This is a genomic window from Lysinibacillus sp. NPDC047702 (assembly GCF_050272555.1).
Lineage (GTDB): Bacteria > Bacillota > Bacilli > Bacillales_A > Planococcaceae > Lysinibacillus.
In genome coordinates this window covers 33,299-57,260 of record NZ_JBNNMG010000030.1, presented here as the reverse complement: position 1 = coordinate 57,260, position 23,962 = coordinate 33,299, and the positions used below count along the sequence as shown (strand labels likewise).

General features: G+C 36.4%; 28 protein-coding genes. 27 read left to right on the top strand and 1 reads right to left on the bottom strand.

Features of this window, described 5'->3' with window-relative positions:
• Positions 1-433 precede the first annotated feature (433 nt).
• From ACQKIM_RS15195 to rsmI, 13 genes are all read left to right on the top strand, one after another.
• Positions 434-868, top strand: coding sequence for an SRPBCC family protein (locus ACQKIM_RS15195; protein ID WP_427545321.1), 435 nt, complete (start codon positions 434-436; stop codon positions 866-868).
• A gap of 287 nt (positions 869-1,155) precedes the next feature.
• Positions 1,156-1,728, top strand: coding sequence for a TetR/AcrR family transcriptional regulator (locus ACQKIM_RS15190; protein ID WP_427545319.1), 573 nt, complete (start codon positions 1,156-1,158; stop codon positions 1,726-1,728).
• A gap of 61 nt (positions 1,729-1,789) precedes the next feature.
• A complete protein-coding gene (locus ACQKIM_RS15185) occupies positions 1,790-2,326 on the top strand; it encodes an HXXEE domain-containing protein (RefSeq protein ID WP_427545317.1) in 537 nt (178 codons plus the stop codon).
• 107 nt (positions 2,327-2,433) lie between these two features.
• Positions 2,434-3,858, top strand: coding sequence for an aminotransferase class I/II-fold pyridoxal phosphate-dependent enzyme (locus ACQKIM_RS15180; protein ID WP_427545315.1), 1,425 nt, complete (start codon positions 2,434-2,436; stop codon positions 3,856-3,858).
• An 18-nt stretch (positions 3,859-3,876) separates the two neighbouring features.
• Complete coding sequence (gene tmk / locus ACQKIM_RS15175; protein ID WP_427545313.1) at positions 3,877-4,506, top strand: dTMP kinase; 630 nt, start codon at positions 3,877-3,879, stop codon at positions 4,504-4,506.
• Between the two features lie 150 nt (positions 4,507-4,656).
• A complete protein-coding gene (locus ACQKIM_RS15170; RefSeq protein WP_010857007.1) occupies positions 4,657-4,986 on the top strand; it encodes a cyclic-di-AMP receptor in 330 nt (109 codons plus the stop codon).
• A 65-nt stretch (positions 4,987-5,051) separates the two neighbouring features.
• Positions 5,052-5,492 carry a YaaR family protein gene (locus ACQKIM_RS15165; protein ID WP_283870247.1) on the top strand — a complete coding sequence of 147 codons (441 nt, stop codon included), beginning with the start codon at positions 5,052-5,054 and terminating at the stop codon, positions 5,490-5,492.
• A gap of 170 nt (positions 5,493-5,662) precedes the next feature.
• Positions 5,663-6,667 (top strand): DNA polymerase III subunit delta', encoded by a 1,005-nt coding sequence (gene holB / locus ACQKIM_RS15160; RefSeq protein ID WP_427545311.1) that lies wholly within the window; start codon positions 5,663-5,665, stop codon positions 6,665-6,667.
• Entirely contained in the window at positions 6,660-7,475 is an 816-nt protein-coding gene (locus ACQKIM_RS15155) for a PSP1 domain-containing protein (protein ID WP_427545309.1), read from the top strand. Before holB ends, ACQKIM_RS15155 begins: the two co-directional genes overlap by 8 nt.
• Positions 7,476-7,502: 27 nt before the next feature.
• Positions 7,503-7,859, top strand: a complete 357-nt coding sequence (gene yabA, locus ACQKIM_RS15150; RefSeq protein WP_427545307.1) for a DNA replication initiation control protein YabA — start codon at positions 7,503-7,505, stop codon at positions 7,857-7,859.
• Between the two features lie 65 nt (positions 7,860-7,924).
• The gene (locus ACQKIM_RS15145) at positions 7,925-8,674 is read left to right on the top strand and encodes a tRNA1(Val) (adenine(37)-N6)-methyltransferase (protein ID WP_427545305.1); all 750 of its coding nucleotides are present in this window, start codon (positions 7,925-7,927) and stop codon (positions 8,672-8,674) included.
• Positions 8,658-8,921, top strand: coding sequence for a GIY-YIG nuclease family protein (locus ACQKIM_RS15140; RefSeq protein ID WP_427545303.1), 264 nt, complete (start codon positions 8,658-8,660; stop codon positions 8,919-8,921). Before ACQKIM_RS15145 ends, ACQKIM_RS15140 begins: the two co-directional genes overlap by 17 nt.
• Positions 8,918-9,793 (top strand): 16S rRNA (cytidine(1402)-2'-O)-methyltransferase, encoded by an 876-nt coding sequence (gene rsmI, locus ACQKIM_RS15135; RefSeq protein WP_427545301.1) that lies wholly within the window; start codon positions 8,918-8,920, stop codon positions 9,791-9,793. The genes ACQKIM_RS15140 and rsmI overlap by 4 nt, the downstream gene beginning before the upstream one ends.
• A 231-nt stretch (positions 9,794-10,024) precedes the next feature.
• Here rsmI and ACQKIM_RS15130 read toward each other — a convergent pair whose 3' ends face one another.
• Complete coding sequence (locus ACQKIM_RS15130) at positions 10,025-10,303, bottom strand: AbrB/MazE/SpoVT family DNA-binding domain-containing protein (RefSeq protein WP_427545299.1); 279 nt, start codon at positions 10,301-10,303, stop codon at positions 10,025-10,027.
• 335 nt (positions 10,304-10,638) lie between these two features.
• Here ACQKIM_RS15130 and metG point away from each other — a divergent pair, with 335 nt between their 5' ends.
• The 14 genes from metG (at position 10,639) to ACQKIM_RS15060 (ending at position 23,766) form a co-directional block, all read left to right on the top strand.
• Positions 10,639-12,630, top strand: a complete 1,992-nt coding sequence (gene metG / locus ACQKIM_RS15125; RefSeq protein WP_427545297.1) for a methionine--tRNA ligase — start codon at positions 10,639-10,641, stop codon at positions 12,628-12,630.
• A gap of 253 nt (positions 12,631-12,883) precedes the next feature.
• Positions 12,884-13,654 (top strand): TatD family hydrolase, encoded by a 771-nt coding sequence (locus ACQKIM_RS15120; protein ID WP_283870254.1) that lies wholly within the window; start codon positions 12,884-12,886, stop codon positions 13,652-13,654.
• Positions 13,655-13,789: 135 nt separating this feature from the next.
• On the top strand, positions 13,790-15,001 hold the full coding sequence (locus ACQKIM_RS15115; RefSeq protein ID WP_427545294.1) for a ubiquitin-like domain-containing protein: 1,212 nt from the start codon (positions 13,790-13,792) through the stop codon (positions 14,999-15,001).
• A 244-nt stretch (positions 15,002-15,245) separates the two neighbouring features.
• Complete coding sequence (gene rnmV, locus ACQKIM_RS15110; RefSeq protein ID WP_427545292.1) at positions 15,246-15,812, top strand: ribonuclease M5; 567 nt, start codon at positions 15,246-15,248, stop codon at positions 15,810-15,812.
• On the top strand, positions 15,805-16,686 hold the full coding sequence (rsmA, locus tag ACQKIM_RS15105) for a 16S rRNA (adenine(1518)-N(6)/adenine(1519)-N(6))-dimethyltransferase RsmA (RefSeq protein WP_427545290.1): 882 nt from the start codon (positions 15,805-15,807) through the stop codon (positions 16,684-16,686). Before rnmV ends, rsmA begins: the two co-directional genes overlap by 8 nt.
• 156 nt (positions 16,687-16,842) lie before the next feature.
• Complete coding sequence (gene veg / locus ACQKIM_RS15100) at positions 16,843-17,103, top strand: biofilm formation stimulator Veg (protein ID WP_283870258.1); 261 nt, start codon at positions 16,843-16,845, stop codon at positions 17,101-17,103.
• 113 nt (positions 17,104-17,216) lie between these two features.
• Positions 17,217-17,399 (top strand): small, acid-soluble spore protein, alpha/beta type, encoded by a 183-nt coding sequence (locus ACQKIM_RS15095; RefSeq protein ID WP_054772167.1) that lies wholly within the window; start codon positions 17,217-17,219, stop codon positions 17,397-17,399.
• 284 nt (positions 17,400-17,683) lie between these two features.
• The gene (ispE, locus tag ACQKIM_RS15090; protein ID WP_427545288.1) at positions 17,684-18,550 is read left to right on the top strand and encodes a 4-(cytidine 5'-diphospho)-2-C-methyl-D-erythritol kinase; all 867 of its coding nucleotides are present in this window, start codon (positions 17,684-17,686) and stop codon (positions 18,548-18,550) included.
• A 56-nt stretch (positions 18,551-18,606) separates the two neighbouring features.
• Positions 18,607-19,440 carry a pur operon repressor gene (gene purR, locus ACQKIM_RS15085; protein ID WP_427545286.1) on the top strand — a complete coding sequence of 278 codons (834 nt, stop codon included), beginning with the start codon at positions 18,607-18,609 and terminating at the stop codon, positions 19,438-19,440.
• Positions 19,437-19,811, top strand: coding sequence for a RidA family protein (locus ACQKIM_RS15080; RefSeq protein ID WP_427545284.1), 375 nt, complete (start codon positions 19,437-19,439; stop codon positions 19,809-19,811). Before purR ends, ACQKIM_RS15080 begins: the two co-directional genes overlap by 4 nt.
• A 157-nt stretch (positions 19,812-19,968) precedes the next feature.
• Entirely contained in the window at positions 19,969-20,094 is a 126-nt protein-coding gene (locus ACQKIM_RS15075) for a hypothetical protein (RefSeq protein WP_427545283.1), read from the top strand.
• 688 nt (positions 20,095-20,782) lie between these two features.
• Positions 20,783-21,085: a septation regulator SpoVG gene (spoVG, locus tag ACQKIM_RS15070; RefSeq protein ID WP_054772170.1), complete on the top strand. Its 303-nt coding sequence runs from the start codon at positions 20,783-20,785 to the stop codon at positions 21,083-21,085.
• Between the two features lie 326 nt (positions 21,086-21,411).
• Positions 21,412-22,782 (top strand): bifunctional UDP-N-acetylglucosamine diphosphorylase/glucosamine-1-phosphate N-acetyltransferase GlmU, encoded by a 1,371-nt coding sequence (glmU, locus tag ACQKIM_RS15065; protein WP_427545280.1) that lies wholly within the window; start codon positions 21,412-21,414, stop codon positions 22,780-22,782.
• A 24-nt stretch (positions 22,783-22,806) separates the two neighbouring features.
• A complete protein-coding gene (locus tag ACQKIM_RS15060; RefSeq protein ID WP_427545278.1) occupies positions 22,807-23,766 on the top strand; it encodes a ribose-phosphate diphosphokinase in 960 nt (319 codons plus the stop codon).
• Positions 23,767-23,962: the final 196 nt, after the last annotated feature.

The following is a 23,962-nucleotide window of genomic DNA, read 5'->3' as shown; positions in this document are numbered from 1 at the left end:
GGTTGGCGGACCTTTCAGTGTGTCTTTAGACATGGGCCAGTACCCCAGCGTTTCACGCGTAGAGCAAACCACCAGTTAGACTGGTGGTTCTGATTATTTGAATTAAACTTGATATACAAAGAGGGATATACGGTATTATACAGAGATTTTAGCTGGGTGATGAGAACTTGGAGTAATTATCGTGGTAATACTGATTATATGATTTTCACTATTAGATAGAAGAAATAAAAATATACTTAGCCATTTTAAAAATAACTTTGAATTCATAAGAAATAAATTAATAACTTAGACTTGGGATTTTTAAAGAATTGACTTGCTTTAGCATACTCATAATATTTGAGGTTTAACTAAAGGCATGCTTTTCTGTTCAAACATATACCACAAAATGCTAAAATTTAAGTAGCTTTCATTTATAAATAAAGGGGTGCTTAAAATGGCAACGGGGTTATATAGTGAAGAAATACAAATTGAGAAGGAAAAATTACAAGCATTTATTCAAAATAAAGAAGAATGGGCTGAACTTATACCAGGCTACTTACATCACGAGTTTCCAGATGAACAAGATATGATTTGGGTGTTTCAAGGTGATTTTGGCATTATTCAAAAGGCTGTAAAAGTGGAACTTAAATATAAGGAATCTCCTACAAATCAAGTTATGTTTGATCTAATAGGTTTATCAGACCCTATAAATGGTGATGGTTTTTTTGAAATTAAGCAAGGGCATGGCGATACATGTCAGCTTGTTGGGAACTTAACAATGAAAGCTAGTGGTTTTTTAGCTGGAATGATGAATCCGATATTAGAAAAATTTGTTCCACAATTAGTAGAGCAACTAGTACAAAAAATGGCAGTTAAAGCAAGCTTATAAAAGTGAGTAACTATTAGAGCAATTAAGTTTATGCAAAAATGATTATAACTATAAGTTGAAAAGATCGTTGCTCTTAGGAGGTAATGGTCTTTTTATGTTGATTACCAAATGTCAGTCATAACAATAGTGGACTCTTATATGTAAATTTCCGGCGATACCTAAAGTAGCTTGTGTGGTATTAAGCATAAAATGTTTCAGGTAAAATTATGGAACAACTTGACAAATTTTTTCAAAAAATTTATATTTGAGTAAATACTCAAATTCTAAGGAAATAGTGGTGAAAGTATTTGGCAACAAAAAAGGATAAAATTTTAGAGGCAGCATTAGATTTATTTACTAAAAAGGGCTTTAATGCAACGACTACTAAAGAAATAGCATTAACAAGCGGTGTAGCAGAGGGGCTAATCTTTTATTATTTTAAAGATAAAAATGATCTTCTCCATAAACTCATTCGAGAATTTTCATTTATAGGTTCTCTTCAAAAGGAAATAATGGAGATTACCAAGATGGAACCATATCCCGCTTTACTTCAATTCGGACAATTATATGCTAATTTTTTGTCACAAAATAAAAGTTTTTTAGTTTTTATTTGGTCTCCAGAAATCGTACAAAACTCGGATGTTGGTGAAGATATTGTAGATTTTATTTTTATTATGCGTGAACATGCTAGTGTACTTTTATCAAGAGTCGTTCCATGTTCTGTTGAGAAGAGGGCTATTGATATAGCAGCCTCAATGTTCCTTTCGTCAATATTAACGCACTTATTAGTTGAAGAAAGAACAATGGGCGACAGTCTAATAATAAATCAATATATTGAGGAGATAGTTACAGTCATATTAAAAGGCATTCAAAATACATAAAAATTTTTTAGAAAAAATTGAGTAATTACTCAGTATTTTTTTGATGAAAGAAGGTATGTCTATGCTTCAGTGGATTGATATTCAGACACTTATTTGGTTATTTCCTATTATGTTTATCCTCCATGATTTTGAAGAAATTATTATGGTGGAAAAGTGGTTAAATAGTAAATCTCCAATTTTGTATGCAAAATTACCAAAAAAAGCTGCTGATAGAGTGATTAAGCAATTTTCTATGTCAACAGCACAGTTTGCGGTAGCTGTAGTGGTCATATTCTTCTTTGTAAGTAGTTCGACTTTTAGTGCCAGTCAATTTGTGAATCAAGGGCAATTAGGGGATATTTATATATTCACTATTGTTACATTAACTTTTTTCCTCCATGCTTTTACCCATCTAGGGCAGTCAATATTTCTTCGTTCTATAACACCTGGTGCAGTCACATCATTAATTATCATTATTCCATATAGCTTAATTCTGTATCACTCACTATTGATGAATAATGTGATAACATGGAACAACATTTTAATTTGCTTACCTTTTTGTCTATTAATAATACCCCTTGCGTTATTTGCCCACTGGGTTGGGAGAAAGATTATATGATAAATAGTTTTTATGTCAATCTGGTGTAAAAGCTATCCTGCTTAGTGGGATAGCTTTTTACTCGTGTTATAATTAAAGAAGAATATAACGGAAATGGGTGTTTTGTTTTGCAAAAGAAAAAGCCGATTGTAGAAGGGTTAGAGCGCTTTCGACAACAACAAAATATTTCCTTTCATGTCCCAGGGCATAAGCACGGAGAGCTATCTCGTCTTCCCCAGGCCTTTAAAGATGTTATGAGGTATGATGTAACGGAGTTATCAGGTCTTGATGACTTACATCATCCTGAGGAAATGATATTAGAAGCAGAAAATTTATTGGCAGATACATATGGGACAATGAAAAGTTTCTTTTTAGTAGGTGGATCTACGGTAGGGAATTTAGCAATGATATATGCTACCTGTAAAAAAGATGATACGATTATTGTTCAACGTAATGCTCATAAGTCTATTTTTCATGCAATTGAGTTGGTTGGGGCAAGACCTGTATTTGTCTCACCTATGTGGGATGATCAAACACTAACGGCAACTCATGTTTCCTATAAAGATTTAAAAGAAGCTGTTGATTATTATCCAGAGGCTCGGGCTGTTGTTTTAACATACCCTACTTACTATGGTATGACGTCTAAAGAAATACAGCAGCAGATTGCCTATTGTCATGAAAAGGGAATACCTGTCTTAGTGGATGAGGCACATGGGGCCCATTTTAGTGCATGTTCCTTATTTCAACCATCAGCATTAACATTTGGCGCAGATATAGTAGTACAGTCTGCACATAAAACTCTGCCTGCAATGACAATGGCATCCTTTATGCATGTTAATTCAGATATAATAAATGTCGATAAAATAAATTATTATCTACGTATGCTACAATCTAGCAGTCCATCCTACCTTTTATTAGCATCTTTAGATGATGCACGCTATTATATACAGACATATATGGAGAGTGATGGTGCATATATAATAGAAAAAAAGGATCAATGGGTGGAAGCATTACGGGCTATCGGTTCTTTAAAAGTTATCGAGGTAGATGATCCTATAAAGTTATTACTTCGTGTAGAGGGCTATAGTGGTTTCCAGCTACAAGAGGCACTGGAGGCAAAACAAGTCTATGTAGAGCTAGCAGATGCAAATCAGGTGTTGCTGGTACTACCTTTATTAAAACAGGGACATAACTATCCCTTTGCAGAAATTCGTGTTCGTATTAAGGATGCGATAACAATATTATTAAATGCACCAAAAACAGATATAATAACGGCTTCGCATACAGCTTATAATTTCGTAGCTATTACCGAACCTGCCTATTCTATTGAGGAAATTGAAATATCGGATAAAGAATGGTTGCCATATATGCGTACAATGGGGCGAATCTCATCAAGCATGGTTATCCCTTACCCTCCAGGCATTCCATTACTTGTTCCAGGAGAAAAAATAACAGTGGCAAAATTGAGTCAGCTTGAGGAATTGCTGGCTACGGGTGCAACATTCCAAGGAAATCACCGTTTAGAAGAAAAAATGATTGAAGTCATGAAATAGTTGGAGGCAATAAACAGGATGAATAGCAATTTATTTATAACATTTGAAGGTCCAGAGGGTGCCGGAAAGACAACAGTCATTCAAAAAATAGCCGAGCGACTAGCTCAGGAGAATATTGATGTATTAGCAACGAGAGAACCTGGTGGTATTGAGATTGCTGAAAAAATTCGGACAATTATTTTAAATCCTGCACATACAGCAATGGATGAGCGTACTGAGGCGTTATTGTACGCAGCTGCCCGAAGTCAGCATTATTTTGAGAAAGTAAGACCTGCATTGGATGCGGGTAAAATGGTTATTTGTGATCGCTTCATTGATTCCTCATTAGCTTATCAGGGATATGCACGTGGTATCGGTGTGGATGAAGTATTATCTATTAATGAGTTTGCAATCGGTAAGAAACTACCTGATATAACAATTTTATTTGATCTTGATCCAGTGATTGGTTTAGCACGTATTCATGCTCATAGTGAACGAGAAGTAAATCGATTAGATGTTGAAAGCTTAGCCTTCCATCAGAAGGTTCGAGAAGGGTATTTACAGCTAGTGAATCATTATCCAGAGCGTATACAAATTGTTAATGCGGATCAAAATATTGAGCGTGTTGTAGAAGATGTATGGGCATTATTATTTGATGCAATGCAGTAAAAGCATGAAGTTGTCTAACACATTGTGATATAATGGTAGCATCTATTATTTTATTTAATGAGAAAAAAACGCTCATTAAATTGAATTATTCCTATAGATAATGGTAACAAAAATCAATCTAGGTTAATTTTATAAAAGGGGTGAGTGCGAATGAAGTTAGTCGTAGCTGTAGTGCAGGATCAGGATAGCAGTCGCTTATCAAATGCTTTAACGAAGAATCAGTTTCGCGCAACTAAGTTAGCGAGCACAGGAGGTTTTTTACGTTCTGGAAATACGACGTTTCTTATTGGGACGGAAGACTCTCTCATACCCAAAGTTTTAGATATTATTCGAGATAATTGCCGAGCTCGGGAACAAATGGTGGCACCAGTTTCACCATTGGGCGGTAATGCGGATTCCTATATACCTTATCCTGTAGAGGTTGAAGTAGGAGGAGCGACAGTTTTTGTTTTACCAATTGAGCAGTTTCATCATTTTTAGTTAAGTACGAAATTTAAATTAGCTTTTGTGTATTGATAAAGAAAGCAAGTGGGGGCGAATACAGCTTGAAGATCAATCAAGATATACGTGTCGGGTTAAATACTAATCGCAAAGAGCCACTACAAAATAATAATCAAAATAACCGATTTGGAGATATGGTCGTCAAGCAGGGAACCAAATTGCAGACTGAACAGCTTACACGATTGCTAGGGGATATTTCTACTGCGGGTGACCGAGTTGCAAGATCACGAAATTTACGAGAGCTTGCTCGTTTTAAAATGCTTGTTAAAAAATTTCTACAAGAAACAGTCGAACATGGTATGGAATTAAAGCAATCACATACTTGGAATCGTTTTGGTGAGGGAAGACGTTTGAAAATTATCGAAACGATTGATTCTCGCCTTGTGGAGTTGGCACAAGATATTTTAGATGAAGAGAAAGAAGCAATTGATCTTCTTGATAAAATCGGTGAGATAAAAGGCTTATTAATTAATCTGTATATGTAAAACCCGTGTCTCGTTCTCTTGTAGGCGCGGGCTTTTTTCAAATATATTTTGCTTATTGCTACAAATATAGTGTGACTAACTATCTTTTCTAATTATTACAGGTAATTCTGTATCGAGAAGAGAGCAATCGCAAACTATTTGTAACAGTTAATAGGAAGGAATTTTAAAAAATGGCCAAGAATGTTGAAGAGCTATTTTCACTACAACCTGTCGTAATGAAGCAGCTTCAAACGATTTTTGACAAAAATAGATTAGCACATGCATACATTTTTGATGGCGAAAAAGGGACAGGCAAAGTAGATATTATGCGTTTTTTTGTCAAATTAATGCTATGTGAGCACCCAAATCAAAATGTTCCATGTGAAACATGTCGAAATTGCAGACGTGTTGATTCTGGTAATCATCCTAATATTCATCAAATATATCCAGAGGGCCAATTTATTAAAATTGATCAAATACGAGATTTAGTTGCTGAAATGAAGATGATGGGTGTTGAAGAAGGGCGAAAGATTTATGTACTTCATCATGCGGATCGATTAAATATTGCATCTGCAAATATGATTCTAAAATTTTTAGAAGAACCTGATGGAGAGGTTACTGCCATTTTGCTAACAGAGCAAATGCAGTCAATATTACCAACGATCCGCTCTAGATGTCAGCATATAAAGTTTCAAAAAATGCCTCGACATATATTGTTAAAGCATTTGCAAGAAAGTAATATTTCTTACTCAATGTCTTGTACAGTGAGCATGATGACGAATGAGCTCGAAACAGCTATATTGTTGGCAAATGACGAGCAGTTTGCACTTGCTCGAAAAACAGTGTTAAAATTAGTAGAGACAATTCGCCAAAATGTACATGAAGCAATGCTGGTTGTGCATGAAGAATGGTTGCCACTTTTTAAAGAAAAAAGTGAGATGGAACAAGCATTGGATTTACTACTATTTGCTTACCGTGATATAGTGTCAATAAAAGCTAATCCCGAGGCAGCTTGTACTTATCCAGACATGTTACAGACTTTTAAAGAAGCTGCGTTACATTCGACTTATGAATGCCTATCTAGTCAAATGGAGTCTATTTTACAGGCGCGCGCATCTTTACAGCGTAACATGAATAGGACGTTATTGATGGAGCAGCTAATGCTAAATCTGCAGGAGGGATACACATTTGTATAATGTAGTGGGAATCCGCTTTAAAAAAGCGGGTAAAATATATTATTTTGATCCAGCATCATATCTACTAGAAGACAGTCAATATGTCATTGTAGAGACAGCTCGTGGTGTAGAATATGGTAAAGTAGTTGTCCCACAAAAGGTTGTTGGGGATAATGATGTTGTATTACCGCTTAAACAAGTACTACGACCAGCGGATGAACGTGATCGTATTCAGGTAGAGGAAAATGCTGCTGAGTCAAAGCGGGCATTTGAACTGGCAAGTACAAAAATTATAGAGCATAATCTAGAAATGAAGCTAGTAGATGTTGAATATACATTTGATCGTAATAAAATTATTTTTTATTTTACAGCAGAGGGACGTGTCGACTTTAGGGATCTAGTAAAGGATTTAGCCTCAGTATTTAGAACACGTATCGAACTTCGCCAAATTGGTGTACGTGATGAGGCTAAGTTGTTGGGAGGCATAGGTCCATGTGGGCGAATGCTTTGTTGCTCAACTTTTTTAGGTGATTTTGATCCAGTTTCTATTAAGATGGCAAAAGATCAAAACCTTTCTTTAAATCCTTCAAAAATTTCAGGTCTATGTGGTCGTTTAATGTGCTGTTTAAAGTATGAAAATGATGAATATGAGGAAGCAAAAGAGGGCATGCCTGACATTGGTGAAATGACGATGACACCAGACGGACGAGGTAGGGTTGTAAGTTTAAATGTGCTAGAAAGACTCATTCAAGTATATTTACAAGAGCAGGAACGCACAGTTGAGTATACACTAGAAGAACTGCTGGCATGCGAAAAAAATCTTATATAAGATAGAGAATTTAACGAGGTGGCTTGGGTGAAGGACCGTAATTTCTTAGATACTGTTATGGAGTTCGAACAACAGCTCGAAGCAATGCAGGAGCAATTTGGTGCATTGAAGCAATTTGTAGCGTTAATGATGGAAGAGCATAAGGCACTTGAAACAGAAAATCATCACCTTCGTACACGTCTAGAAGAACTACTTGCTAAAGATAACTCCGTACAGGCTGCTGATGTGAAGAAAGAGACTTCACTAGATATTGGAGAGGGCTATGATAACCTGGCACGTTTGTACCAAGAAGGCTTCCATGTATGTCATGTTCATTTTGGAAGTTCACGTAAAGGTGAAGACTGTCTGTTTTGTCTATCATTTTTAAATAAACAAAATGTGTAATAGAAGGCTGATTGCCACTGCGGTGGTATCAGTCTTTTGTTTTGTATAGTAGGAGGAAGAAAAATATGAATGATTGGTTAAAGGATGATGAAAGGCTAGATTATTTGTTGGCAGAGAACTTACGCATTATACAAAGTCCCTCAGTCTTTTCATTTTCTTTGGATGCAGTGCTACTTTCGAAATTTGTCAATGTTCCTTACTATAAAGGAAACATTGTTGATTTATGCTCAGGTAATGGTGTCATTCCTCTCTTTTTAAGTGCACGGACTAGGGGACAAATAACGGGGGTAGAGATTCAGCCACGTTTATTTGATATGGCAGCGAGAAGCATCCAGTACAATCAGTTAGAAAATCAAATTCAAATGATACTTGGAGATGTGAAAGAAATACCAAAACAATTGGGTGTTGAAAAATATGATGTTGTTACCTGCAATCCACCATACTTTTTAGCACATGAGGCAAGTGATAAAAATCTTAGTGAGCATCATGCCATTGCACGACATGAACTATATTTAACATTAGAAGAAGCAATTCAATCAGCTAGTAAATTATTAAAACAGGGTGGAAAGGCCGCATTTGTACATCGTCCAGGGAGATTATTAGACATTGTTACGGCTATGCGTGAAAATCGTTTAGAGCCCAAACGAATGCAATTTATTTATCCGAAAGAAGGAAAAGAGGCCAATACATTATTAATAGAAGGAATAAAAGATGGAAAGCCGGATTTAAAAATATTACCACCTCTGTATGTCTATAATGCAAATAATGAATATACACCTGAAGTGAGAGAAATTCTTTATGGAACAGAACAATAGTCACTACTTTTACGTGCTAGAATGCGCTGATCAATCACTTTATGCAGGTTATACAAATAATATAGAAAAGCGTGTAGCTGTACATAACGCTGGTAAAGGGGCAAAATATACAAGAGCTAGAGGACCAGTGAAATGTATTTATATGGAAGAATTTAAAACAAAGCCAGAGGCAATGCGTGCAGAATATGCTTTTAAGCAACTAACAAGAACACAAAAAATTAATTATATAAGGAGGGGTGAATCGTGAAATCACAAAAAAGTACAATACACGATCAGACAGGCTGTTTATATCTTGTAGGAACACCTATTGGAAATCTAGAGGATATGAGCGTGAGAGCACTACGTATTTTAAAAGAGGCAGATATTATAGCAGCAGAAGATACTAGAAATACAAAAAAGCTGTGTAACTACTTTGATATTGAAACACCTTTAATAAGTTATCATGAACATAATTTAGCGGTGGGTGGAGAAAAATTATTAACGTTGCTACAGGAAGGTAAAACAATAGCATTAGTAAGCGATGCAGGTTTACCTTGTATTTCTGATCCAGGTGCAGATATTGTTGAAAAAGCAATTGTTCAAAACTTTCCGGTTGTGCCGGTACCAGGTCCGAATGCCGCAATATCCGCTTTAATTGCATCTGGATTAACACCTCAGCCGTTTTTCTTCTATGGATTTTTAAATCGCGGAAAAAAAGAACGTCGACATCAATTAGAGCAGCTAAAAAAACGTCAGGAAACAATGCTATTCTATGAGGCACCTCATCGCTTAAAGGAAACCTTGAAAGATATGGAACTTATTCTTGGGAATCGTCGAATTGTATTAGCGCGCGAGTTGACAAAGAAATTCGAGGAGTTTTTAAGAGGAACTCTCAATGAGGCGGTAGAATGGTCTCAAAATGAGGAAATCCGAGGAGAATTTTGTATTGTCCTTGAAGGAAATAGCAATATTGAGGAAGAGGATAGTGAAGAAGCATATTGGGCAAAGATGTCCTTTGTTGAACATGTCGATTATATTATTGCTCAGGATGGTGTTACATCAAAAGAAGCCATAAAAGAAGTAGCGAAACTAAGGCAAGTATCTAAACGAGATGTATACAACGAATATCATAGCCAATAAAAAGAAGAGGTGGCCTTTAGAGAGGCGACCTCTTTTGTATATTTAACCAAGTTGAGAATTATGTTTTTTTAATAATTATAAATGTTTAAATTGATAATAATTGTAAAAAATAGTACCCTTAAATATGAAAGGTCTGACATGGACATTATAAGGGTCTCCCCAATTGGGTATATTAAAAACTAGAGAAGCAAAACACCTAAATCGCTATTCTCGATTTAGGCGTACATCATATTATTTTTTTAAGTTATTTTGGATTTCTTTCACTAACATTTCTGCGCCTTCTGGACTTAAAATTAATTTGCCTCCAACTAGACGGAAGTTATCATCAGATACTTCGCCAGTAACAGCACATGTCATGTTAGGCATATATTTTTTTAAGATGATTTTGTCATCATCCACATAGATTTCTAAAGCGTCCTTTTCAGCAATACCTAATGTACGACGTAGTTCGATAGGAATTACTACACGACCTAACTCATCGACTTTACGAACAATTCCTGTTGATTTCATAATTATTTTTCCTCCTAATGTTAAAAGTTATATTGGTATTTCGTCAAATTTCGACATAATTTCTTTGTCTGATAGTTATCATACCAAGTAATGCCATAAACGTCAATTAATTAATGCACTAATATTATTGGTTTCAAAAAAATTTTTGAGGAGAAAACAGATATATCGATTTTTTTAAAAGGTTTTTATTATATATTTTTATTTATAGTAAAAAAGCTTCTTATTTAAGACATTTAATGGATTGAATATATGATTCGACAATTTTCGCGTACGATTCAAACTTTCATTGAAACGAATTTCGTACTTCGTTAGAATAGATAGTATATTGTGAAACAATGGAGGCAGTTCTTGTGAACGAACAAAATAAAACATTCTATATAACAACCCCAATCTATTATCCAAGTGGAAAATTTCATATTGGTACAGCGTATACAACTGTAGCATCAGATACAATTGTACGTTATAAGCGTTTACGTGGTTATGATGTACGTTTTTTAACTGGAATGGATGAGCATGGACAAAAAATTCAAGAGAAAGCAGCTGAAGCGGGCAAGCATCCACAGGAATATGTGAATGAAATTGCAGATGCTGCAAAAAGACTATGGACTTTAATGGATATTTCATATGATGATTTTATTCAAACAACTCAAGATAGACATAAAAAAGCTGTCGAAAAAATTTTCCAAAAGTTTTTAGATAATGGCGATATTTATAAAGGTGAGTATGAGGGATGGTACTGTACACCTTGTGAATCATTCTTTACTGAAACACAATTAGAGAATGGTAACTGTCCTGACTGTGGTCGCCCAGTGCATAAAGTTAAAGAGGAATCATATTTCTTTAATATGAAGAAATATGCAGACCGTCTATTAGCTTATTATGAAGAGAACTTGGAGTTCATTGAACCTGAATCTCGAAAAAATGAGATGATTAATAACTTTATTAAACCAGGGCTAGAAGATTTATCTGTATCAAGAACATCATTCGACTGGGGAATTAAAGTACCTGGAGATCCTAAACATGTTATTTACGTTTGGGTAGATGCCTTAACGAACTATATCACTGCTTTAGGCTACCTATCAGAAGATGAAACATTATTCAACAAATATTGGCCAGCAGATGTACATGTAGTTGGAAAGGATATTGTTCGTTTCCATACAATATATTGGCCAATCTTCCTAATGGCACTAGATTTACCTCTTCCTAAAAAAGTGTTTGCACATGGCTTTATTATGATGAAGGATGGTAAAATGTCTAAATCAAAGGGCAATGTAATCTATCCAGAAATGTTAATTGACCGTTATGGCCTAGATGCGACACGTTATTTCCTATTACGCGAACTACCATTTGGTTCTGATGGTGTATTTTCGCCAGAATCATTTGTGGAACGAACTAACTTCGATCTTGCGAATGATTTAGGAAATTTATTGAATCGTACAATTTCTATGATTAATAAATATTTCGATGGTATTATTCCTACAGAAAATCTTCTACCAACAGAGTTTGATGCGGCTTTAAAAGAGCAGGCTGAGACGGTACGTATTAAATATGAAGAAAGTATGGAAAAAATGCAATTTAGTGTTGTATTGGCAGACTTATGGACACTTGTTTCACGCACAAACAAGTATATAGATGAAACTCAACCATGGGTTCTAGCGAAAGAGGAAACAGATAAGCCAAAATTAGGTGCTACTATGCGAAATTTGGCGGAAAGTTTACACCAAATTGCTGTCATGTTACAACCGTTTATGACAACTACACCTAAACGAATAATTGAGCAGTTAGGCTTGGATGACAGATTCTTAGCATGGGATACAATTGAAACATTCGGCAATACTATTCCAGCAAACATTAAAGTGGTAGAAAAAGGTATTCCGATATTCCCTCGCTTAGAGAGTGAAATAGAGATTGCCTATATTCGTGATGAAATGCGTGGTTCAGTGAAAACGCTGCAGGAAGAGGAACCTAAAGATCAATCGAAAACTCCTGAGATTCCAGAAATTCCTGAAATTACAATTGATGATTTCATGAAAATCGATTTGCGTGTAGCAACGGTAACTGCATGTGAGACGGTTCCGAAAGCAGATAAATTATTAAAGCTTCATGTGGATCTTGGATACGAGCAACGACAAGTAGTTTCAGGCATTGCCAAGTTCTATTCTCCAGACGATTTAGTAGGTCAAAAGGTGATAGTAGTCGCTAATTTGAAACCAGTGAAATTACGGGGTGAATTATCGCAAGGTATGATTTTAGCTGGTGAAAAAGATGGAATTTTAAAGTTAGCATCGGTTGATCCAAAACTTGAAAACGGAGCAAAGGTAAAGTAAAGAATTTTAGTGGGCCTGCTGAATGATAAAAAGTTCAGCAGGCTTTTAAAATCTTTTAATAATCTTCAGTGAGTATTATTGTAAGATAATTTACCTGAGGAAAATAATGTATTTTTATGAGTAATTAGTATCATTTGAGGTGTTTAGGTTTATGTGTAATGTCACAATACCAATTTGTTTGTAATATATTTGTAATACTTACGCAAAAAATGAAATAATAATTTTTAATAAAATCGATGTTAGGAGAATGACGATGTTTATCGATACACATGTACACTTAAACGCAGATCAGTATACAGAAGACCTACAAGAGGTTATTGATAGAGCTCTTGAGGCAAAAGTAGAAACAATGGTTGTAGTTGGATTTGACCGTAAAACCATTGAAAAGACAATGCAACTGATTGAACAATATGATTTTGTTTATGGTGTCATTGGCTGGCACCCCGTTGATGCGATTGATTGTACACAAGAAGATTTGAATTGGATTGAGGAATTAACAGCACATCCAAAAATAGTTGGTATTGGTGAAACTGGGTTGGACTACTATTGGGATAAATCCCCAAAAGATGTTCAACAAGCACTTTTCCGCAAGCAAATTCATTTAGCGCAAAAGGTGAATTTACCAATCATTATTCATAACAGAGATGCAACAGGGGATGTTGTACGTATTTTACGTGAAGAAAATGCAGCATCCGTTGGAGGCGTTATGCATTGCTATAGCGGTAGTGTAGAAACTGCACATGAATGTATTGCTATGAATTTTATGATTAGCCTTGGTGGGCCGGTGACATTTAAAAATGCACGGATGCCCAAGGAAGTGGCGACAGAAATACCGTTAGAGCATTTGATGATTGAAACAGATGCACCGTATCTAGCGCCCCATCCATATCGAGGAAAGCGTAATGAGCCAGCTTTTGTGCCATTAGTGGCAGAAGAAATTGCGCGTTTAAAAGGGTTAACCATTGAGGAAATTGCACAAGTAACAACAGCCAATGCGAAAAAATTTTTTAGGATTGACGTTTAACTAGCTGAGATGCCTCCAATATTGGGTTTGTGGTTGGTCAAAATGGCGAAGTCAATTTTCTTAGAAATACTTTCGGGTTGACAGTGCCAAATCTAGTCCGTATAATCCAACCTTGTATTAAGGAGGCGTTTTTTCATGTCAAATAATTCCATGAAAAACTTGTTCTTAGGATCATTGAGGAGTAAGCAAACAGTGGTAAGAATTATTTCACTTGTCCTGTTTGTATCTGTAATTTCATTTGTACTTTATCAAGGTACTAAACAAACCGTAACGCTTGAAGCAAACGGAGAAAAAATCGAAGTAACAACACATGCCAAAACTGTAGAACATTTATTACAAGATCAAAATATAGACATAGCAGAGCATGACAAAATATCACCCTCTCTGAACACCAAAATTGTTAATGGATTAGCAATTTCATGGGAACAGGCAAAAGAAGTAACTATTTCAGTTGATGGAAATCAGTCAAAAGTTTGGACAACTGAAACACTAGTGAAAGACATTTTGAAAGAAGCGAATATTCAAGTATCTGAACACGACTCTTTAGTACAAGGTCTGGATACAGAGGTAGGAGCAGAGAACAAAATTGATATTCAAAAAGCGTTTCAAGTAGCTCTTGTCGATGGTGTAAAAGAAAGACAAGTATGGTCCACTTCGACTACGGTCGCTAACTTTTTAAAACAACAAGGAATTCAGCTTAATGAATTCGATCGTGTCGAAAATAACCTCGAGGACGTTCTTACTCCGAAGAGTAAAATCACAGTAGTTCGCGTAGAAAAGGTTATCGATGTAGTGGAAGACTCTTTAGATTTCGCAGTTGAAAAGAAGCAGGATGCTTCGTTGCAGAAGGGAAAACAAAAAGTGGTGACAACGGGCGAGAAAGGTTCTATTTCTCGAACGTTTGAAATCGTGAAAGAAAATGGTAAAGTGGTAGCCAACAATCTAAAAACTGAAAAGGTTTTAAAAGAGCCGAAGAAGCAAGTGGTAGCAGTAGGTACTAAAACTGTTGTTGCAAGTGCGGCGACTGTATCACGTGGTTCAGCAGAGCCAGCTAACGGTAAAGAATTTTATGTTACTGCAACGGCCTATACACCATACTGTAAGGGATGCTCAGGTACATCTGCCACTGGCATTAATTTACGTTCAGGTGCTGGATTAAAAGTAATTGCGGTAGATCCATCTGTTATTAAGCTTGGCTCAAAAGTATGGGTTGAAGGCTATGGAACAGCAGTAGCTGGGGATACTGGTGGTGCAATTAAGGGTAATAAGATCGATATACTTGTACAATCTGATTCCCAGGCTAGTAAGTGGGGCGTAAAGAAAGTGCGTATAAAAGTATTAAATTAAAAAAATTGTAAAATTAATCAAATGTTTTTTCACTAACTTTAGCTTTCCTGTTTTGACTGGCGGGAAAGCTTTTTTATCTTTATTTAGTAATTTTTATGTCTAGAAACAGATTGTGTCCTCTAGGCAGAATGCAAATACTTTGTCCATAGGTCAAGTGTTCACAATACATAACCGTGTATTCCTGTACAATCATACAGTGCAGTTGTAAAATGGTCTGAAGATAAGGTAGAAAAGAGGAGCCTTTTTGCAAATAAAAGAAATCATTGTGGTTGAAGGGAAAGATGATACAACTGCCATTAAAAGAGCTGTACAGGCAGATACTATAGAAACAAATGGTTCAGCAATTTCAGAAGAAACGCTGAAGCGAATTCAGCATGCACAGGATAAAAGAGGTGTAATTGTTTTTACTGATCCTGATTATCCGGGACGTCGAATTCGTGCAATTATAGAAGAACGTGTGAAAGGTGTTAAGCATGCCTTCTTACCAAAAGCAAAAACGATTGCCAAAAACGGTAAAGGGCTTGGAATTGAGCACGCAGCAGATGAGGATATACGTAAGGCACTACAACAGGTCTATACGCCGAATAGTGAAAAGCCAACTATTGATGATATAACGCTAGAGGATTTAATGACAGCACGTTTAATTGGACATCCTCAGGCAAAATATCGTCGGGATCGTCTCGGGGAGCTGTTGAATATTGGCGCAACAAATGGTAAGCAGCTTCACAAAAGGCTGAAAATGTTTCAAATTACAGAACAGCAATTTGGTGCGGCTGTCGCACAGCTAGATCAGGAGGAAAACAATGCATAAGGATATTGCAACACCAATTAGAACGCAAGAAATTTTAAAAAAATATGGATTTTCATTTAAAAAAAGCTTAGGTCAAAATTTTTTAATAGACCCAAACATTTTAAGAAATATTGTTAGTCATGCAAATTTAACTGAAAATAGTGGTGCAATTGAAGTTGGTCCTGGCATTGGAGCATTAACAGAACACTTAGCTAGAAGTGCTAAAAAGGTAGTATCCTTTGAAATTGATCAGCGACTATTGCCTGTATTAGAAGATACATTAAGTCCATATAATAATGTAACGATTGTACATTCGGATATTTTAAAGGCAGATGTTGTTAAAGTAATTGAGGAAGAGATGCCGGGTATTGAGGATATAATGGTGGTAGCTAATTTGCCATATTATGTGACAACCCCGATTTTGATGAAATTGCTAAATGACCGCTTACCAATAAGAGGTTTTGTTGTCATGATGCAAAAGGAGGTTGCAGATCGTATAACAGCCAAACCAGGAACGAAAGAGTATGGTTCATTATCGATAGCAATTCAATATTATGTGAAGGCTGATATTGCCATGACCGTGCCAAAGACTGTATTCATGCCGCAGCCAAATGTAGATTCAGCGGTAATACGTCTAATTAAACATGATGAACCCCCTGTAAAAGTGATTGATGAGGATTTTTTATTTGTTGTGACACGTGCATCCTTTGTGCAGCGAAGAAAAACAATCTTCAATAATTTGCAATCGGGTTTACCTAATGGAAAGCAATATAAAGAGAAAATTTTAGAGGCTTTAACAGCAGTAAATATAGAGCCGACTCGTCGAGGAGAAACACTTACCATTCAAGAGTTTGGGAAATTAGCGGATGCACTCTATCCGACATTTGTAAAGTAAGAAATTTTGTTAACATTTTTTCTTGTAAGTAAAAAAAACAGCATTTTTTATAAAAAATAAGTTGACAATATTTATTCAGGGCTGATAAAATATTATATTTTGTTGACATTTTTGGGCGAATCGCTTATACTAATCAATAGTGAGGTGTAAGCGAAAATGCCAAAAACTTTAGCGGACATTAAAAAGTCGTTGGATTGTCATTTGGGTAAACGTTTGCAGTTAAGAGCAAACGGAGGTCGCAAGAAAACGGTCGAGTGTGCAGGGATATTACGTGAAACATATCGTGCTATCTTTGTAGTTGAGCTTGATCAAGAGGACAATACGTGCAAGCGCGTATCGTATAGCTACACAGATATTTTAACTGAAGCAGTAGAGATTACTTTTTTAGACGAAGCAAAGGCTGCTGTCGCAAAATAGTTTCTAGTACTTATTTCTATATTCTGAAACACTCATGTATGTTAAAAACTGCATGAGTGTTTTGCGTTTTTCTGGACATACTAAATTCGTCAGTTGTTAAAGGAGGAGTTTATATGCCTAGAAAAGGTATCATGTCACCTCGATTAAAAGAAGAGATCGCAAAAGAGCTTGGATTTTATGATGTTGTGCAACGAGAGGGCTGGGGCGGCATTAAAGCTCGTGACGCCGGTAATATGGTCAAACGTGCCATAGAAATGGCTGAACGAGCAAGTAATGAGCAAGACCAAAATAAGTAGACTATTTTTGTTAAAATAGCCAACTTATAAAAAATAATTTCGTTTAGCAGGGATGAAATTTTTCTGCTAACACAACAACACAACTGACGAGAGAGAACCGTTACGCCAATTAGGGGTATACGGTTCTTTTTTTCCATTTTCGGGTTCCCATTATGGTAAAATAAAATGAATAATCTTGTACGTAAGATGAAAGGTTGTTGCGAAAGCGAAGAGCTAACGGAGCGCCAGCCAATAATTACGACAAAGCATAAATTGATAAGTGTAGCTATAAGGGAGGAAGAAAGATGCTTTATGTAAAGGCGCCTGCAAAAATAAATTTAACATTAGATGTACTTTATAAAAGACCAGATAATTATCACGAAGTAGAGATGGTCATGACAACTGTCGATTTAGCAGATCGTATTAGTTTGGAATCCCGAGCAGATGGCGTTATAGAAATAATTTCCACTGATAACTTTGTGCCGAATGATCACCGTAATTTTGCTTATCAGGCAGCGCGTCTAATTAAAGATACATACGGCATTGGACAAGGTGTATCCATTACTATAGAAAAAGAAATACCAATTGCAGCAGGTCTTGCAGGGGGCAGTAGTGATGCAGCTGCTACATTGAAGGGTTTAAATGAGCTATGGAATTTAGGGTTATCGATTGATGAATTAGCTGAACTTGGAGCAAAAATTGGATCAGATGTTTCGTTTTGTGTCTATGGCGGCACAGCATTAGCAACAGGGCGTGGAGAAAGGATCCAGGAATTACCACCACCCCCAAACTGTTGGGTAGTCTTAGCAAAACCAAAAATCGGTGTTTCAACTGCTGAGGTGTATGGGGGACTCAAAGTAGAAGGGTTAGAGCATCCAAATACCATGCAAATGATTCATGCTATAGAAACAGAGAATTATGAGCTTCTGTGTTCATCATTAGGAAATGTTTTAGAAACTGTAACATTTAAGCTGCACCCAGAGGTAGTCATGTTAAAAGAGCAAATGAAGCGCTTTGGTGCGGATGCAACATTGATGAGCGGAAGCGGTCCTACGGTATTTGGTCTAGTAGACAGCGAGGCTCGAGTAAGCCGCATTTATAATGGTTTACGTGGTTTTTGTGAAGAAGTATATGCTGTGCGTATTTTAGGTGAACGAAATACGCTTGCTTAAAACCGCAAATTTGTGTTAATTTTACCTATAAATATTCGTGTTTAGGAGAGGGTCGCATGAAATGGAAGCGTAGTGAACGACTAGTGGATATGACATATTATTTACTAGAACATCCACATCAGCTGATCCCGCTAACTTATTTTTCTGAATTATATCAATCTGCAAAGTCCTCCATTAGTGAAGATTTAACGATTGTAAAAGAAACTTTCGAAGAAAAAGGAATCGGGTTATTGATGACAGTACCGGGCGCTGCAGGTGGAGTGAAGTATATTCCTAAAATGTCCGAGGCTGAGGTACGTTTAGTGATTCAAGATTTAAAGGCAGAGCTTGAGCATTCAGATCGTTTGTTACCAGGCGGTTATTTATTTATGACGGACTTACTCGGCAATCCAGATTTAATTAATCGAGTTGGAAAAGTCTTTGCATCGGCATTTGCTGATCAACAAATTGACGTTATTATGACTGTTGCTACAAAAGGGATTTCTATTGCGCATGCTATAGCAAGACATTTAAATGTACCTGTTGTAGTAGTTAGAAGAGATAGTAAAGTAACAGAGGGTTCTACAGTCAGCATCAACTATGTTTCTGGTTCTTCCAGAAGAATTCAGACAATGGTATTATCAAAAAGAAGTATGAAGAGTGGACAACGTGTGTTAATTACTGATGACTTTATGAAAGTCGGTGGTACAATGAACGGCATGAAAAATTTATTAGAGGAATTTGATTGTCAGCTAGCAGGTATCGCCGTACTTGTAGAAGCTGAGCATGCAGATGAAACTTTAGTAGATGATTATTATTCACTCGTTAAGCTTCATGAGGTCAATGAAAAAGATCGTACAATTGCATTAAGTGAAGGTAACTATTTTTCTAAAAGGGGATATGATAAATGAAAGTAGTAGCAACAACAAATGCACCAGCAGCAATCGGACCATATTCGCAAGGAATTATAATAAACGGTATGTTTTACAGCTCTGGTCAAATCCCGTTAACGGCAGCTGGTGAATTGGTAGAGGGTGATATTACAGTTCAAACAAACCAAGTGTTTGCTAATTTAAAAGCAGTTTTAGAAGCTGCTGGAACATCTTTAGATCATGTTGTGAAAACAACAGTTTTTATGAAGGACATGAATGATTTCGTGGCAATGAATGAGGTATACGCGAGTCACTTCGGTAATCATAAACCTGCTCGCTCTGCTGTAGAGGTTGCACGCCTTCCAAAGGATGTAAAAGTGGAAATTGAAGTTATTGCCATTGTTAAATAAGTAAAACTCGCTAAAAGAACAATCTTTTAGCGAGTTTTCATGTTGTTGAAATACTATTATGTCAATGAAATCAAGGTGACAAATTAAAAAGTATAGCCCTTTTTCAAAACGAGGGGTTGATCTCCGTTCCAACTGAGTGCTTTCCTGGGGGCGTCCGATGAGCCGCTTCACTCGCTTTGCTCGCTCCAGGGTCTCATCTGTAACGCTGAATCCCCGAGGAGTCACTCAGTCTACACTCCAATCAACCATTGCTCATCGTATTTTCTATTGGCATTTCACATAAATGTATAGTGATAAGTTTGAAGTCTTAGCCATCACTATTTTGTGCAAAAATGTAGCTTTGATATAACTTTTTTCTTTTGCGAAAAGCAGAGGGACAGCAATAAGTGACTTTATATAAAGTCAAAGTGGTTTTATCCATAAAATGCAGGATAACAACTATAGAATTGTATCACTATTGTATTTATTTAATGATGGTGAGTAACATGCTTTTACTTTACTTTTGAGGGAAGAATATATTTAAAGTTCTACACTATTGCGGATTGGAGTGCAAGGCTACTCGACTCCCGTGGGATAGCGAGACAGACGAGACCCTGCACGGAGCGTCAGCGCAGGAAGCGGCTCGTCGCTCGCCCACAGGAAGCCTTGCTCTGCGCGAAAGCGAAGCGTCAGCGGCAAAGCGAGTAGCCTGGAACGGAGATCACCTTCATTTGACTTAGGAGTGTTCACAAAGAGTCCCTTGACCATTTAGTTTTTCAACACTATGAAAACTCGCTAAAAGAACAATCTTTTAGCGAGTTTTTTTTAGGGCTGACAAACAATTGTCAAAATTTACGTAAATTAGAGAAAATATTATATTAATAAGTATTCAAATTTTTTAGAAAATTTGATAGACTATGAAAAGGAAAATATTCGGTAATTAAGAATATTATATTTTCATTTAGGCATCTAAGAAGAGAGGTGGTGAGAAAATGGAAGTTACTGATGTAAGATTACGTCGTGTTCAGACGGATGGTCGCATGCGTGCGATTGCTTCCATTACACTCGACAATGAGTTTGTAGTTCACGATATTCGAGTAATTGATGGAAATACTGGATTATTTGTGGCTATGCCAAGTAAACGAACGCCAGACGGTGAATTTAGGGATATTGCGCATCCGATTAATTCGACTACTCGTAATAAAATTCAGGAAATTATTTTAAACGAGTATCACAATTCAAGCGAATCAGAAGAGGCCGATAAAGCTGAAGAATTAGAAGGAATTGGCGTTTAGCAAGAAAAATATTATTGTTATCAAAGTACAGGCTGTGAAAAGTTTAGAGCAATCTAAAAATCAAATGATTTGTTAAATTTCTAAAAATTTTCAAATTTAAGGTACTTTTGATAAAAATAAATATTAAGAGCTCTTCTTATTCGGAGAGTTCTTTTTATTTTGGAAGTAAGAGAAAAATAGTAGTTTATGGACATACATACAATCAATCGAGCATAAGGTGCATTTCATTTCGGAATTCATCTTTTTGTCAAGTCTACACACCTTGAAAATAGATGAATTTTGCTATATAGTCATAAGAGAAAATGAGCGTATTGGAGGACTTACAGATGAGCAACGTTTTTGCTGTCATTTTGGCTGCAGGTCAAGGTACACGTATGAAGTCCAAATTATATAAAGTGCTCCATCCAGTATGTGGGAAACCTATGGTTCAACATGTGGTGGATCATATTCAAACGTTAGATGTAAATCGCATCGTAACAGTTGTAGGACATGGTGCAGAAAAAGTACAACAACAGCTTGGCGATAAAAGTGAGTATGTTTTACAAGCTGAACAACTAGGTACTGCACACGCTGTTCAGCAGGCAGAGGCTATTTTAGGTAGTGAAGAAGGGACAACATTAGTTGTCTGTGGTGATACACCGCTTATTCGCCCTGAAACAATGCAAGCTTTATTTGAGCATCATCAAACAAAGGGTGCCAAGGCAACAATTTTAACTGCACTTGCAGATAATCCAACAGGTTATGGTCGTATTTTACGCGGCGACAATGGACAAGTGGAGCAAATTGTTGAGCAAAAGGATGCTTCTACAGAGCAGCAATTAGTAAAAGAAATAAATACAGGCACATACTGTTTTGATAACAAAGCGTTATTTGAGACGTTAAAGCTTGTGAAAAATGACAATGCTCAAGGTGAATATTATTTACCTGATGTTATTGAAATATTACAAAAGCAAGGCGAGATTGTTGAAGCGTATGTAACGGAAGATTTCGAGGAAACACTCGGTGTCAATGATCGTGTTGCTCTATCACAAGCAGAGACATTAATGCGTACAAGAATTAATGAGCAGCATATGCGTAATGGTGTATCTATCATTAATCCAGAGGCAACGTATATTAGTGCAGATGCTGTGATTGGCCGTGATACTATTATTCAACCAGGCTCTATGATTGAAGGGAAGACAATTATTGGAGAGGATTGTCTTATTGGTCCTAACTCACAAATTATAGATAGCCGCATTGGTGATCGTACAACAGTGCATTCTTCTGTTGTGCGTGAAAGCGCTGTAGCAGAAGACACAGCGATAGGACCATTCGCAAATATTCGACCACTTTCTGATATTGGTAGCCATGTGAAAATTGGTAACTTTGTAGAAGTGAAGAAAAGTAAGCTTGGGGATGACACAAAAGTATCGCATTTAAGCTATATTGGCGATGCGGAAATTGGCAACAATGTTAATATTGGTTGTGGTTCCATTACTGTCAACTATGACGGAAAAAACAAGTTCCAAACAATTATTGAAGATGATGTATTTGTAGGATGTAATACCAACTTAGTAGCACCAGTGAAAGTTGGAAAAGGTTCATTTATTGCAGCAGGTTCTACAATTACAAAAGAAGTTCCTGAAGACGCACTTGCTATTGCACGTGCAAGACAAGAAAACAAACCGAATTATGTAAGCAAATTAAATTCAAAATAATTATCAACTAAACAGGAGGCCATCATGCCGTATCATTATGCAAACTCACAATTAAAAATATTTTCACTTAATTCTAATAATCCACTTGCTCAAGAAATCGCGCAAGAAATGGGTGTTGAATTAGGGAAATCTTCTGTTAAGCACTTCAGCGATGGAGAGATTCAAATTAGCATTGAAGAAAGTATTCGTGGTTGTGATGTGTTTATCGTGCAGTCTACTTCTGCACCTGTAAACGAACATTTAATGGAGCTTTTAATTATGGTGGATGCAGTTAAACGCGCATCTGCTCGTACAGTAAACGTTGTAATGCCTTATTATGGATATGCACGTCAAGACCGTAAAGCAAAGGCACGTGAGCCAATTACAGCTAAATTAGTGGCTAACTTACTTGAAACTGCTGGTGCAACACGTGTTATCGTATTGGATCTACACGCACCTCAAATTCAAGGATTCTTTGATATCTTGATTGACCACTTAATGGCGGTACCTTTATTATCTGATTACTTCAAATCAAAAGGTATTCCAGCGGATGAAATTGTAATAGTTTCTCCAGACCACGGTGGTGTAACACGTGCTCGTAAAATGGCAGAACGTTTAAAAGCACCGATTGCAATTATTGACAAACGTCGTCCAAAACCAAACGTTGCAGAAGTAATGAACATTGTTGGTAATGTTGATGGTAAAGTGGCAATCTTGATTGATGATATTATTGACACTGCGGGTACGATTACGATTGGTGCAGATGCATTACGTGCTGCTGGCGCAAAGGAAGTTTATGCTTGCTGCTCTCACCCAGTACTGTCTGGTCCAGCTATCGAACGTATCGAAAATTCTGCAATCAAAGAATTAGTTGTAACAAATACAATTCAGCTGGCTGAAGAGAAAAAATCACCAAAAATTACAGAGCTTTCAGTAGCTAAATTAATGGCTGATGCAATTTCTCGTGTTTATGAAAACAAATCTGTAAGTACTCTATTCGATTAATAAATATATGGCTAAATAAAGAACAAATCTATCTTTACAGGTAGATTTGTTTTTTTATAGGTCTCTTTTGTGTGAATTTTCTTATAAAAGGGTATAATGGTAATTGTGACTTAATAATATTTCACGACTTATAAAGATAGAAGTGAATATTATTATAGCCTTCAACAATTGTCATGCGTATCCTTTTGAGGTGTAG

What these genes read in the sequence shown, in the direction of transcription:
- spoVG (WP_054772170.1), top strand. Translation starts at nt 20,783, where the DNA reads ATGGAAGTTACTGATGTAAGATTACGTCGTGTTCAGACGGATGGTCGC.
- ACQKIM_RS15140 (WP_427545303.1), top strand. Translation starts at nt 8,658, where the DNA reads ATGGAACAGAACAATAGTCACTACTTTTACGTGCTAGAATGCGCTGAT.
- ACQKIM_RS15145 (WP_427545305.1), top strand. Translation starts at nt 7,925, where the DNA reads ATGAATGATTGGTTAAAGGATGATGAAAGGCTAGATTATTTGTTGGCA.
- ACQKIM_RS15060 (WP_427545278.1), top strand. Translation starts at nt 22,807, where the DNA reads ATGCCGTATCATTATGCAAACTCACAATTAAAAATATTTTCACTTAAT.
- ACQKIM_RS15195 (WP_427545321.1), top strand. Translation starts at nt 434, where the DNA reads ATGGCAACGGGGTTATATAGTGAAGAAATACAAATTGAGAAGGAAAAA.
- ACQKIM_RS15095 (WP_054772167.1), top strand. Translation starts at nt 17,217, where the DNA reads ATGCCTAGAAAAGGTATCATGTCACCTCGATTAAAAGAAGAGATCGCA.
- purR (WP_427545286.1), top strand. Translation starts at nt 18,607, where the DNA reads ATGAAATGGAAGCGTAGTGAACGACTAGTGGATATGACATATTATTTA.
- ACQKIM_RS15075 (WP_427545283.1), top strand. Translation starts at nt 19,969, where the DNA reads ATGAGCCGCTTCACTCGCTTTGCTCGCTCCAGGGTCTCATCTGTAACG.
- holB (WP_427545311.1), top strand. Translation starts at nt 5,663, where the DNA reads ATGGCCAAGAATGTTGAAGAGCTATTTTCACTACAACCTGTCGTAATG.
- tmk (WP_427545313.1), top strand. Translation starts at nt 3,877, where the DNA reads ATGAATAGCAATTTATTTATAACATTTGAAGGTCCAGAGGGTGCCGGA.
- rsmA (WP_427545290.1), top strand. Translation starts at nt 15,805, where the DNA reads ATGCATAAGGATATTGCAACACCAATTAGAACGCAAGAAATTTTAAAA.
- ACQKIM_RS15185 (WP_427545317.1), top strand. Translation starts at nt 1,790, where the DNA reads ATGCTTCAGTGGATTGATATTCAGACACTTATTTGGTTATTTCCTATT.
- ACQKIM_RS15115 (WP_427545294.1), top strand. Translation starts at nt 13,790, where the DNA reads ATGTCAAATAATTCCATGAAAAACTTGTTCTTAGGATCATTGAGGAGT.
- ispE (WP_427545288.1), top strand. Translation starts at nt 17,684, where the DNA reads ATGCTTTATGTAAAGGCGCCTGCAAAAATAAATTTAACATTAGATGTA.
- ACQKIM_RS15170 (WP_010857007.1), top strand. Translation starts at nt 4,657, where the DNA reads ATGAAGTTAGTCGTAGCTGTAGTGCAGGATCAGGATAGCAGTCGCTTA.
- glmU (WP_427545280.1), top strand. Translation starts at nt 21,412, where the DNA reads ATGAGCAACGTTTTTGCTGTCATTTTGGCTGCAGGTCAAGGTACACGT.
- ACQKIM_RS15080 (WP_427545284.1), top strand. Translation starts at nt 19,437, where the DNA reads ATGAAAGTAGTAGCAACAACAAATGCACCAGCAGCAATCGGACCATAT.
- ACQKIM_RS15130 (WP_427545299.1), bottom strand. Translation starts at nt 10,303, where the DNA reads ATGAAATCAACAGGAATTGTTCGTAAAGTCGATGAGTTAGGTCGTGTA.
- ACQKIM_RS15120 (WP_283870254.1), top strand. Translation starts at nt 12,884, where the DNA reads ATGTTTATCGATACACATGTACACTTAAACGCAGATCAGTATACAGAA.
- metG (WP_427545297.1), top strand. Translation starts at nt 10,639, where the DNA reads ATGGAGGCAGTTCTTGTGAACGAACAAAATAAAACATTCTATATAACA.
- veg (WP_283870258.1), top strand. Translation starts at nt 16,843, where the DNA reads ATGCCAAAAACTTTAGCGGACATTAAAAAGTCGTTGGATTGTCATTTG.